11 protein-coding genes are annotated in these 12155 nt (G+C 62.5%); 2 read left to right on the forward strand and 9 right to left on the reverse strand.

Annotation, left to right across the window (positions count from 1 at the left end; genetic code table 11):
- Positions 1-821: 821 nt before the first annotated feature.
- The 8 genes from QA643_RS13150 to QA643_RS13185 form a co-directional block, all read right to left on the reverse strand.
- The gene (locus tag QA643_RS13150) at positions 822-1034 is read right to left on the reverse strand and encodes a formate dehydrogenase subunit delta (protein ID WP_283033586.1); all 213 of its coding nucleotides are present in this window, start codon (positions 1032-1034) and stop codon (positions 822-824) included.
- On the reverse strand, positions 1024-1860 hold the full coding sequence (fdhD, locus tag QA643_RS13155) for a formate dehydrogenase accessory sulfurtransferase FdhD (protein ID WP_283033587.1): 837 nt from the start codon (positions 1858-1860) through the stop codon (positions 1024-1026). The genes QA643_RS13150 and fdhD overlap by 11 nt, the downstream gene beginning before the upstream one ends.
- Positions 1861-1862: 2 nt before the next feature.
- Positions 1863-4736, reverse strand: a complete 2874-nt coding sequence (fdhF, locus tag QA643_RS13160) for a formate dehydrogenase subunit alpha (protein WP_283033588.1) — start codon at positions 4734-4736, stop codon at positions 1863-1865.
- A gap of 10 nt (positions 4737-4746) precedes the next feature.
- Positions 4747-6303, reverse strand: a complete 1557-nt coding sequence (locus QA643_RS13165) for an NADH-quinone oxidoreductase subunit NuoF (RefSeq protein ID WP_283033589.1) — start codon at positions 6301-6303, stop codon at positions 4747-4749.
- Positions 6300-6776: a formate dehydrogenase subunit gamma gene (locus QA643_RS13170; RefSeq protein WP_283033590.1), complete on the reverse strand. Its 477-nt coding sequence runs from the start codon at positions 6774-6776 to the stop codon at positions 6300-6302. Before QA643_RS13170 ends, QA643_RS13165 begins: the two co-directional genes overlap by 4 nt.
- A gap of 236 nt (positions 6777-7012) precedes the next feature.
- Positions 7013-7792 (reverse strand): methanethiol S-methyltransferase, encoded by a 780-nt coding sequence (gene mddA / locus QA643_RS13175; protein ID WP_283033591.1) that lies wholly within the window; start codon positions 7790-7792, stop codon positions 7013-7015.
- A 45-nt stretch (positions 7793-7837) separates the two neighbouring features.
- A complete protein-coding gene (locus QA643_RS13180) occupies positions 7838-8089 on the reverse strand; it encodes a hypothetical protein (RefSeq protein WP_283033592.1) in 252 nt (83 codons plus the stop codon).
- Positions 8089-8229 carry a hypothetical protein gene (locus QA643_RS13185; RefSeq protein ID WP_283033593.1) on the reverse strand — a complete coding sequence of 47 codons (141 nt, stop codon included), beginning with the start codon at positions 8227-8229 and terminating at the stop codon, positions 8089-8091. Before QA643_RS13185 ends, QA643_RS13180 begins: the two co-directional genes overlap by 1 nt.
- Positions 8230-8288: 59 nt before the next feature.
- Here QA643_RS13185 and QA643_RS13190 point away from each other — a divergent pair, with 59 nt between their 5' ends.
- Positions 8289-10079 carry a winged helix-turn-helix domain-containing protein gene (locus tag QA643_RS13190; RefSeq protein WP_283033594.1) on the forward strand — a complete coding sequence of 597 codons (1791 nt, stop codon included), beginning with the start codon at positions 8289-8291 and terminating at the stop codon, positions 10077-10079.
- Here the strand turns inward: QA643_RS13190 and QA643_RS13195 are convergent, their stop codons facing one another.
- A complete protein-coding gene (locus tag QA643_RS13195; protein ID WP_283033595.1) occupies positions 10080-10922 on the reverse strand; it encodes a metal-dependent phosphohydrolase in 843 nt (280 codons plus the stop codon).
- A gap of 228 nt (positions 10923-11150) precedes the next feature.
- Between QA643_RS13195 and QA643_RS13200 the strand changes: the two genes are divergently transcribed.
- Positions 11151-12122 carry an ABC transporter substrate-binding protein gene (locus tag QA643_RS13200; RefSeq protein ID WP_283033596.1) on the forward strand — a complete coding sequence of 324 codons (972 nt, stop codon included), beginning with the start codon at positions 11151-11153 and terminating at the stop codon, positions 12120-12122.
- Positions 12123-12155: the final 33 nt, after the last annotated feature.

A 12155-nucleotide genomic window follows, 5' to 3' on the forward strand; every position in this document is an offset into this window, starting at 1 on the left:
GGGTTGGGGGTGAAAGGTGCTTCCGCGAAGCTGGTGCCAGGACGCGTATGCAAAAAGACGAGATTGATCGGTGCGGCTTGGTCGATGTCCGCTGTGGCCGGACAGCGACCGAATTCGTAGCGCAGCGGTATGACGTGATGGGCCAGATTCGGTCCAGCGGCTCAAAGCGCGGGAACGTCGAAAAGGGCCATTAGCTCCCCTTCATATGCGGTCTTTCATAAGGTATTTGGTGGGTTACGAGAACTGGACCTTGGTCGTCCCAATGTTGCGAAGGCTAGTCTTCATTATCGTCGCACTGATAGTGACCGCGCTGTGCGCTGCCGCGGCCGGTCCATGGCTGCTCTACTGGTATGGACTTCGACAAATAGATGGTCGTCCCACCGCAGCTACTCATACCGCTACAGCTGAGCAATCGGACCGCCTGTTTAAGAAGCTAAAGATAGCGCCACCGGTTCATCTCGAGATACTTTCGCCCTACACGTTTGTGCTTCAAGGAGCACGCCCGACATCCAGCGGTCGGCTCGCGTGGAGTATCGCTAGATCCTACAATCTGAACCACTTGGGAGATCAGAAAATACGGATGTGGCATTTGTCCGGTGCGGCGCTGACGATATGGCTCACTCGCAACTGGACCCTGACTGAGCTAATCGCGAAGGCAGTCGAGTTGGAGGCACCCATGGGGAATTCGACCATCCCGTAAGCAGGCTTCCGCTTTGGATTTCCCGGCCATGTCCGCTATACCCGGAAAGCCGAAGTCTTTCGGGGTCTGCATCCGGGTGCACCGCAGCGCGCGATCTGCCAGGGAGCTATGGGGTCGCGGCTTAAACCTTCTTCAGCGTTTCAAGCGCGTCGCGGACAAATGGATCGAGCCCGGTGCCGCCATTGTCCAGATGGGCAAAGATCGCGTTGCGCATCCGCGGGTCCCAGAATTTCCTGATGTGCTCGGCGATCCCGGGGACGGCCTTGTCGTGGCCCTGGCTCTGAAAGAACGTTCCAATTTGATTGGCCATGTAGATCAGCCGATCAGGCGACATGAGTAGCCTCCGCAACGCCGGTATTTCGGGTGAGCGCAATCCGCTCCGGATGGGTGAAGATTTCAAAGCCGTCGGACCGGGCGATCGCCGCGAGCGTGATGCCGGCGGCGTCCGCCGTACGGACGGCGAGCGCTGTCGGCGCCGATACCGCTACCATCAGCGGCGCGCCAATGGCGGCGGTCTTCTGCACCATTTCGACCGAGACGCGGCTGGTCAGCAGCACCATGCCCTCGCTGGCGGGAATTGCGACATGCGCCAGCGCGCCCGCGAGCTTGTCGAGCGCATTGTGACGGCCGACATCCTCGCGCAGCGCCACGATGCCCTGCGCCGGCGTCCAGAACGCCGCGGCATGCACCGCGCGGGTCTGGATGTTGATCTGTTGCAGCACTGTGATGCCAGCCATCGCCGCCATGATTTCGGCGGGCGCAAAGGTGCGCCCCTTCGGCACGATCGCGGCAGGACGGACGGCTTCCGCAATCGATTCGACGCCGCAAATGCCGCAGCCGGTGGGCCCTGCAATATGCCGCCGCCGTTCGTTGACGAACTCCGCACGGGAGGGCTTTAGCCACATCCTGAGCTCGATGCCGTCGTTGAGTTCCACGATATCGAGCGTCTCGATCTCGTCCGGCGACTGCACGATGCCTTCGCTGAGGCTGAAGCCAACGGCAAAGTCCTGCAGATCCTGCGGCGTGCCCATCATGACGGCATAGGTGCCGCCATTGTAGGTGAGGGCGATCGCCGTTTCCTCTGGGATCAGGCGCGCGCCCTCGCCAGGCTGGCCGTCGCGCCAGATTCGCCGGTCGGCGCTATAGACCGGACCGTGCATGATCACTCCGCGGCTTCCGCAGGCGCGATGCGCCGCGAATGGCGGGCCTGCTCGTCATAGGCCTTCTGCCAATCGCTCGGACCATTGGACGGCGAAATCTGCACCGCCGTGACCTTGTATTCCGGGCAGTTGGTGGCCCAGTCCGAAAAGTCCGTCGTGATGACGTTGGCCTGGGTGTCCGGGTGGTGGAACGTGGTGTAGACCACGCCCGGCGCGACGCGGTCGGTGATTTCAGCGCGCAGCGTGGTCTCGCCGGCGCGGCTCGCCAGCCGGACCCAGTCGCCGTCGCGCACGCCGCGCTGCTCGGCGTCATGCGGGTGGATTTCCAGCCGGTCCTCGCTGTGCCAGACAACATTGTCGGTGCGGCGGGTCTGCGCGCCGACATTGTACTGGCTGAGGATGCGCCCCGTGGTCAGCAGCAGCGGGAATCTCGGACCGGTGCGCTCGTCGGTGGCGACATACTCGGTGATGATGAACTTGCCCTTGCCGCGAACGAAACCGCCGATATGCATCACCGGCGTGCCCTCCGGCGCCTTCTCGTTGCAGGGCCACTGCACCGAGCCGAGCTCGTCGAGCCTGGCATAGGAGACGCCGGCAAAGGTCGGCGTCAGCATTGCGATCTCGTCCATGATCTCGGACGGATGATTGTAGTGCATTTCAAAGCCCATCGCCTTGGCAAGGCCGATGGTGACTTCCCAATCGGCAAGGCCGTTGCGCGGCGTCATCACCTTGCGGACACGCTGGATGCGGCGCTCGGCATTGGTGAAGGTGCCGTCCTTCTCCAGGAAGGTCGATCCCGGCAGGAACACATGCGCATAGTTCGCAGTCTCGTTGAGGAAGAGGTCATGCACGATGACGCATTCCATCGACGACAGCGCCGCCACCACATGCTTGGTGTTCGGGTCCGACTGCAGGATGTCCTCGCCCTGAACGTAGAGGCCCATGAAGGTGCCTTCGATCGCGGCGTCGAACATGTTGGGAATGCGCAGGCCCGGCTCGGGATTGAGCTTGACGTTCCACATTGCCTCGAACTGGTCGCGCACTGCATCGCCCGAGATGTGCCGGTAGCCGGGAAGCTCATGCGGGAACGAGCCCATGTCGCAGGAGCCCTGCACGTTGTTCTGGCCGCGCAGCGGGTTCACGCCGACGCCGGGGCGGCCGATATTGCCGGTCGCCATCGCAAGGTTGGCGATCGCGATCACCGTGGTCGAGCCTTGGCTGTGCTCGGTGACGCCGAGACCGTAATAGATCGCGCCGTTACCGCCGGTCGCGAACTGGCGGGCGGCCTCGCGTAGCACCTTGGGATCGACACCGGTCATGATCGCGGTTGCTTCCGGGCTGTTCTTCGGCAGCGCCACAAAGGTGGCCCAATCCTCGAACTCGCTCCAGTCGCACCGCTCGCGCACGAAGGCCTCATCCACCAAGCCCTCGGTGACGATGACATGCGCCAGCGCCGTCAGCACGGCAACGTTGGTGCCGGGCATCAAGGGTAGGTGCAGCGCCTTCATGTGCGGCCCTTCCACCATCTCGGTGCGCCGCGGATCGACCACGATCAACTTTGCACCTTGCCGCAGCCGCTTCTTCAGCCGCGAGGCGAACACGGGATGGGCGGAGGCCGGATTGGCGCCGATCACCATGACGACATCGGTATGTTCGACCGAGTCGAAGTCCTGCGTGCCGGCCGAGGTTCCAAAAGTCTGCGACAGGCCGTAGCCGGTCGGCGAGTGGCAGACGCGCGCGCAGGTATCGACATTGTTGTTACCGAAGCCGCCGCGGATAAGCTTCTGCACCAGATAGGTTTCTTCATTGGTGCAGCGGGAGGAGGTGATGCCGCCGACGGCGTCGCGGCCGTACTGCTGCTGGATGCCCTTGAACTTGGCCGCGGCGAAATTGAACGCCTCATCCCACGACACTTCGCGCCAGGGATCGGCGATATCTTCGCGGATCATCGGCTTGAGGATGCGCTCCTTGTGGGTGGTGTAGCCCCAGGCGAAGCGGCCCTTGACACAGGAATGGCCGCGGTTGGCCTTGCCGTCCTTCCACGGCACCATGCGCACGACTTCCTCGCCGCGCATTTCCGCCTTGAAGGCGCAGCCGACGCCGCAATAAGCACAAGTCGTGACCACCGAATGCTCGGGCTGGCCGATCTCGATGACGGATTTCTCCGTGAGCGTCGCGGTCGGGCAGGCCTGCACGCAGGCGCCGCAGGACACGCATTCAGAGCCGAGGAAGCTTTCACTCATGCCGGGCGAGACGCGGCTGTCGAAGCCGCGCCCCGAAATCGTCAGTGCGAAGGTGCCTTGCACTTCCTCGCAGGCGCGGACGCAGCGCGAGCAGACGATGCATTTCGAGGGGTCGTAGGTGAAGTATGGGTTGGATTCGTCCTTCGGCATCCAGTTGTCATTGTCGCAGCCATGCGACTTGGCGAACACATGGTTTTCGCCCTCATAGCCATAGCGCACGTCGCGCAGGCCGACCGCGCCTGCCATGTCCTGCAGTTCGCAATCGCCGTTGGCGGCGCAGGTCAGGCAGTCCAGCGGATGATCGGAGATGTAGAGTTCCATCACGCCCTTGCGCAGCTTCTTCAGCCGCTCGGTCTGGGTATGGACGACGAGGCCGTTCATGACCGGCGTGGTGCAGGAAGCCGGCGTGCCGGCCCGGCCTTCGATCTCGATCAGGCAGAGACGGCAGGAGCCGAAGGCGTCCACCATGTCGGTGGCGCAAAGCTTTGGGATCTGCGTGCCGGCTTCCATCGCCGCGCGCATGATCGAGGTGCCATCGGGCACCGTGACGCTTCGCCCGTCGATGGTGAGCGTCACCATCGTCTCGGATTTCGAACGGGGCGTGCCGAAGTCGATTTCCTCGATCAAGGACATTGTCAGTCTCCTATTCCGCGGCCTGCAGGGTGGCCGGTGCCGGGCCAAAATCTTCCCGGAAATGTTTCAAGGCGCTCAGCACGGGGTAGGGCGTGAAGCCACCGAGCGCGCAGAGCGAGCCGAATTTCATGGTGTTGCAGAGGTCTTCGACCACGGCGAGGTTTTCAGAGACACGCTCGCCATTGATGATCTTGTTGATGGTCTCGACGCCGCGGGTCGAGCCGATCCGGCACGGCGTGCACTTGCCGCAGGATTCCACCGCGCAGAACTCCATGGCAAATCGGGCCTGCTTGGCCATGTCGACGCTATCGTCGAACACGACGATGCCGCCATGGCCGATCAGTCCGTCGCGCGCCGCGAAGGCCTCATAGTCGAACGGCGTGTCGAACAGCGCGCGGGGAAAATAGGCGCCGAGCGGGCCGCCGACCTGCACGGCGCGCACGGGACGGCCGCTCAACGTGCCGCCACCGATGTCGTCGACGAGTTCGCCGAGCGTGACGCCGAACGCGGTTTCGAATAGCCCACCATGCTTGATGTTGCCGGCAAGCTGGATCGGCATGGTGCCGCGCGAGCGGCCCATGCCGAAATCGGCATAGGCTTTGGCCCCGCCGGCAAGGATGAAGGGGATCGCGGCGAACGACAGCACGTTATTGATCACGGTCGGACGGCCGAACAGGCCCTTGTGCGCCGGCAGCGGCGGCTTGGCGCGGACGATGCCACGGCGACCTTCCAGGCTTTCGAGCAGCGAGGTCTCTTCGCCGCAGACATAGGCGCCGGCGCCGACGCGGACTTCGAGATCGAAGGTATGGCCGGAGCCGACGATGCGCTCGCCGAGATAGCCGGTGCGCCGGGCGGCCGCGATCGCGGCGTTCATCGCCGCCACCGCATGGGGATATTCCGAGCGGATGTAGATATAGCCCTTGGTGGCACCGACGGCGATGCCGGCGATCATCATGCCTTCGATCACGACGAAGGGATCACCTTCCATGATCATGCGGTCGGCAAACGTGCCGCTGTCGCCTTCGTCGGCGTTGCAGACAATGTATTTGCGGTCGGCGCTGGCCTGGGCCACCGTCTTCCACTTGATGCCGGTCGGGAAGCCGGCGCCGCCGCGGCCGCGCAGGCCCGATGCGGTGACGTCGGCGATGATCTCGTCCGAGGTCAGCGTCACTGCGCGCTCCAGCCCCTTGTAGCCGTCGTGGCTGCGGTAATCGCTGATGGAGCGGGGGTCGATCACGCCACAGCGCGCGAAGGTGAGGCGGGTCTGCCGCTTCAGCCAGGGAATTTCGTCGGTGACGCCAAGCCGCAGCGGATGCGGCGCGCCGGTGGCCATTGAATCAAAAATCGACGACGCATCCGCGGCTGTCACCGGTCCGAATGCGACGCGGCCTTGCGATGTCGCGACTTCGACCATCGGCTCGAGCCAATAAAGCCCGCGCGATCCCGTCCTGACGATCTCGACGGGAATGCCCGATTTGATCGCGGCCTGCTCCAGCGCGATGGCGACTTCATCAGCGCCGACGGCAATGGCGCCGGCGTCGCGGGATACGAAAATGCGCATCGTCATCGCTGCGCCTCCGCGACCAGCGCATCGAGGCGCGATTCATCCAGCCGGCCGACGAGGCGGCCATCGAGCATCGCCGAGGGCGCGGTAGCGCACAGGCCGAGACAATAGATCGGCTCCAGCGTCACACGGTCATCCGCAGTGGTGTCTCCGAGCGCGATGCCGAGCCTAGCTTCGGCGCGCGCGGCGAGCGCATCGCCGCCTGCCGCCTGGCAGGCTTCGGCGCGGCACAGCTTCAGCACATGGCGACCGGCGCGCTTGCGGCGGAAGTCGTGATAGAAGGTGAACACGCCATGCACTTCGGCGCGCGACAGGCTGAGTGCGGATGCGATCATCGGAACGGCTGCTTCCGGCACGTAACCGAACGCCTCCTGCATCGCGTGCAGGATCACCAGCGTTGCACCTTCAAGCTTGTCGTGCTCGGCGATGATCTCGGCGCCGCGCGCTTCGTTCCAGGGTTCGTAGGCCGATGTCATTTCCGCACTCTCATCAGAGGTTGTGTCCTCCGATGAGTAGGGGAATCGCAGCGATTATCAATAAAGCTGTCTCATGTTGCGATTTCAAAACGCAATCAAGACAAGGACATAGGCAATGCCTATGGGCTGATAGCAACCGGGATCGAGGTTAACGCCCGACTGCCGTCACATTCGGCAGCGGAACGCGCCCGCCAGGTCTGTCCTGACGGGCGCGTTTGCACATTTCGAAGTCAATTTCAGAAGATACCCGGCACGAGCATCGCCACTTTTTCGCGATAGCGCCTGTATTCACTGCCGAACATCGCCACGAGGTCGCGCTCCTCGAGATAGATGCCGACAAAGATATAGGCTGTCGTCACCGTGGCGAACAGCAGCTGGCCGAGCGTCATCGTCGGCGCGCACCAGAACGCGATGATGAAGCCGAGATAGATCGGGTGCCGGATCATGCGATAGAGGCCCGGCGTCTTGAACTTCATGGGTTCGACCATGCGGCCGGCGAAATGCGAGACCACTTGCGTCAGTCCGAACAGCTCGAAATGGCTGATGAGGAACGTGCTGTAGAGCACGATCAGCCAGCCGACGGCGCCGCCCGCGGTCGCGATGCCGGCGAGAATCGGATTGTCGATGTGCCAGGCCACAGAAGGCATCGGCTCCCACTGCCAGAACAAGAGGATCAGCGAAAGGCTGGCTAGCAACACGTAGGTCGAGCGCTCGATCGCCGGTGAAGCGAAGCGCGCGAAGAGTTGCTTGAAGCCTCGGCGCGCCATGCCGCTGTGCTGGATGGCGAAGATAGACATCAGCACCAGGTTCGTGAGCAGCGCTGTCATCAACGACGGCGCCGGACCCGTGTTGATGTTCTTCGGCACGACGTATTGCGAGACAAAGCCGATGGCGTAGAGGAACGTGCCGAGGAAGATCAGATAGGCGAGACCGCCGTAGCAAAGCGTCAGCAATCTCGCCGCGAGAGAAACTGTGGTCGCGGGACTGTTCGGCCCGGTCTGCATGGCAATCGACATTTTCAATCTCCTTGTTTGAAGTGATGTTGTTGGCAATGGTCTTGGTCAGGAATGTCTGAGCTGGCGCCGCCTGTAGATCTTCGTTGCTTTCTCGACGGCATTGTCGATCGGGCTGCGATAGATGCGTGCCTCATCCAGCCCCTCGAGACGGTGCAATGCGCACAGCGCAATCTGCCGCTCGTGGTAGGCGGTGGTCACGGCAGCCCAATGCTTGAAAAATCGGCGCACACGCACCACCACGTGAAGGGTGTTTCTTCGCAACGCTGGCGCTGCCGCTGATGGGTCGGTTGTGATCATCAACAGACCCCCCGTTGCGGCGGCCAGGCTTGCGTCATGGAAAGAATGAGGCGCAGACAAGCGGCGCTGGCCGTGTGGCCTTGCGGCATCAAGCCTTCTGGCGAGGCATTGAAATTGGTGAGATCAAGCAGGCGGGTCATGCGCCGTCTCCGGTTGAATGAGCGTTGACCCGTCTGTAAATTGAGATCTTCCTATAAGCTTGGCGGAGTTCTTCAGAACACCTTGGTTTTTCCTTCCTGAAGCGGTTGTTTTTGCTCAATTTGTTCCATTGATTTCTCTGGTGGTTGCGAGGGCCCGGATCGCATTAGCATCAGTAGGGGTGGTAATGCAGTACCGATTCGCCGAGTTTGAGCTAGATCTCAGCCAGCAAGAGCTGCGTCGGGTTGGCGAACTCGTGCATATCGAGCCGCAGGTGTTCGACCTCATCGTGCACCTCGTGCGTAACCACGACCGCATCGTCAGCAAAGATGAACTGATCGACACCGTTTGGAACGGCCGGATCATTTCGGAGGCGGCGCTTTCCAGCCGCATCAACGGTGCCCGCCGCGCTCTCGGCGACAACGGAACCGACCAGCTTTTCATTCGGACGCTCCACAAGCGCGGTTTCCGTTTCATTGGCGATGTTCAGGCCGTCAGCGCGCCGGAAGCCGTGGTGGGAGCAGCCCCACTTGTGCCCGACACTTCGCCGGCCAATCCGCCCGCCCGGGTTTCGGTTTCGCCTGAAGTCTCTCGCCTCGATGACATCGTCTCGGAATCGGTGAAGGCCGAGGCCAATGCGCGGCCGTCGATCGCGGTGCTGCCGTTCGGGAATATGTCTGACGATCCGGAAAACGACTATTTCAGCTACGGGCTGACCGAGGACATCATTCGCCTGCTGGCGCGTAACCGGTGGCTTTCGGTGATCTCGCGTCACTCGACCGTCGCGTTCCAGGGACGGGCCGTCGATGCCCGCGAAGTCGGTGAGCTGCTTGGCGTCCGCTATGTCATGGTCGGCAGCGTTCGCAAAAGCCGGGATGCGGTGCGGATCACAGCCGAGCTCGTCCGCGCGGCCGACGGCAAGCAGCTCTGGGCCGACAAATACGATCTGCAGCTCGAGGATATCTTCGATATCCAGGAGGAGATGGCCCGCCAGATCGCCGCCACGATCGAGCCGGAGCTATCGAAAGTCGAGCAGCAGCTCGCCGCCCGCAAGGCGCCGGAGAGTCTGGACGCCTGGGATTGCTATCAGCGTGGTCTGTGGAACCTGTGGCGCTTCACCACGCCGGGGTTCGACCTGGCCGAGGAATATTTCCAGCGCGCGATCGAGGCCGATCCGAACTTTGCCCGCGGCCATGGCGCGCTCAGCTACGTCAACCTGCAGCGTGCCTTCATCGACGAGCCGAAGGACCGCGCGGCGCGACTGGAGACGGCGCTGCGCCAGGCGCGTCATTCGGTTGCGCTCGATGAGCTCGATTGTTTTTGCCACTGCGCCCTGGGGCGCGCTTTGTGCCTGACCCACCAGAACGACGAGGCGCTGGCGGCGCTCGACGTCTCGCTGGAGCTCAATCCGAGTTTTGCGCAGGCTTATTTCGCGCAAGGCTTCAACATGCTGTGGTATGGGCGGGAGATCGAGGCGGAAACGCTGCTCGACCGCGCGACCATGCTGAGCCCGCGCGATAGCCATCTTTCAGCGTTCCACCATGTCCGCTCCTGGGCGCACTTTTCGCTCGGAGAGTACGATATCGCGGTCGAGTTCGCCCGGCGGGCAACCAGGCAACCTAACGTCACCTATCAGGCCTTTGCGACGCTTGCCTCTTCGCTTGGCCTGCTCGGTGACGCTACACAGGCGAAAGCGGCGGCTGCCGAGCTTGCGCAGCGCAAGCCGAACTACAGCGCCGCAACGGCACGGCAGGAATTCTTCTTTTGCAACGATGCCGGCTTCATCGACCGCTTCGTCGAAGGGCTGCGCGTGGCCGGCATACCGAAAGCCGGGCGAAGCGCGGCCCCATGATCACGGCTGCGGGCCGGACAGGTTCATTTCTCGCTCGGCCCGGAACACGTTGCTGTAAAGATTTGCAATCCACTGACGCCCCCTTGAGGTGACGTTGAGATAGCGTATGGCTGTCTGGATCTGCGGCGCCACGTTGTTCCAGTAGAACTGCGGATACTTGTAAACGACATCGGCCGGCGTCTCGTAGCCGAGTTGCTTGGTCAGGCCGATCTCGAGGAATTCATAGAACAGCGCGTTCGATTTTTTCAGGTAGTTGGGGTCGCCGAGCTGCCCGATGAGGTCGGCCGCACGCAGCAGCAATCCTTCCTCATCGACCAGATCGTCGCCTGAGGTTTCCGGGTAGGGAAAGCGGGTATATTCGATCGCCCTGGCAATCCGGCTGGCGTCGACCTCTTCAGTGTCGAGGCGTTCGAAGACGAACAGCTTTGAGCGGTCCACATGGTAGGGCGCCAGCGACGCATCGGACGAGCCTCTCGGCAGGCGAATGGTTCGGCCGCTGAGATCTGCGACATAGGACTCGCCGTCATCTCCCTGAACCGTTCCTCTGACATATCCGATGTCGTGGGTCAGGCACGCCAGGATGAAATTGGCGTAGTCGTCGGGCGTCGTTGGCCGCAGCACCGCCCGTCCCATCAGGATGTCGTGGCCGGCCAAGGTGACGAGCAGGGTATGCTCGACGTTGTGATAAAGCGCATCGCTGTTGCCGATGCATTCCAGCGTGAGGCGGGCGGCATAGGGCAAGAACTCGGCCAAGCGGGCTTGAGAGGCGCCGAATCGGCTCTTGGTTTCCAAGGTGAGAAACGATCCGAGGGCTTGCGCTACCAGTTCCGGAATTGTGATCATCTGAACCCCCATATCGGCGTACGACGTCGCGAGTTAGGGTAGGTATCGGGGAGGATGATAGCACGCCGTCGCCGATCCGCGCGCGTCCCGGCGTCGTGATTTCAGTGTGACCGACGCCCGGCCGGATGCTTCCGAACCCGCACCGTGAGCGCTAAAATCAAGATTATCTGCAGATTATCTGAATATTGGCTCTAAGCGCCGAAAGCCGGGCTGCGCCATGCTGGCGGCATGAAACGACGCGATTTCATTGCATTGATGGGGGCTGCGCTCGCCTGTCCGGCCGCCGCGCTGGCGCAGAACCAGGCGCGGGTCTATCGCATCTACTGGCTTTCCACGCAGGCCCAGCCCGATCCGTTCCTGGATGGGTTTCGGGAGGGATTGCGCGCGAAGGGCTATGTCGAGGGCAGGAACGTCGTCCTTGAACTGCATTATGCGATCGGTAATCCGCAGGCGTTGCGCGAAGTGGCTTCCGAACTCAGGCGCGGCAAGGTCGACCTGGCGGTATCGAGCGGCCCGGCGACACGGGCGATGACGGCGGTCGCGGAAGTGCCTGTCCTGTTTGCCCTGAGCGGCGACCCGGTGGAACTGGGTCTCGTCAAGAGCCTGGGTGAGCCGGGCGGCAATTTCACCGGCTCGACCTTTCTGTCGCTGGATCTGGCAGGGAAACGGGTGGAGCTGTTGAAGGAGGTGCTTCCGAACCTGCGCAAGCTTGCGGTGTTTTCGAACGCCAATCATCCGGGCGAGCAGTCGGAATGGCGCGCGACCAGGGAGGCTGCGCAAAAGCTCGGGGTCGAGCCGATTTACGTTCCTTTCTCCGGCGCAAGCGAGTTCGACAGCCCACTCGAGAAAGTAGGGCAGGTGCATGCGGACGCGCTGCTGGTCTTCCCGGACGTTCTCACGATGGTGCACCGGGCCAAGATCGCTGACTTCGCGATGGCGCATCGGCTGCCTTCGATGTTCGGCTGGAGCGAATATTGCGACGCCGGCGGATTGTTGAGCTATGGCGCCAACCAGCGCGCGACGTATTTCTGGCTCGCGACTTACGCCGACCGGATCCTGCGCGGCGAAAAGCCTGCGGATCTCCCGGTGTTCCAGCCCACCAGATTTGAACTGGTGGTGAATCTAAGAACCGCCCAGCGGCTTGGCATTGACCTCGACAAATCCTCCATCCTGTTTCGCGCCAATCGGGTGATCGAATGAGACGGGCACGTCCGATATTGGTGTGCGGCTTGT

Source organism: Bradyrhizobium sp. CB3481, from assembly GCF_029714305.1.
Taxonomy (GTDB): domain Bacteria; phylum Pseudomonadota; class Alphaproteobacteria; order Rhizobiales; family Xanthobacteraceae; genus Bradyrhizobium.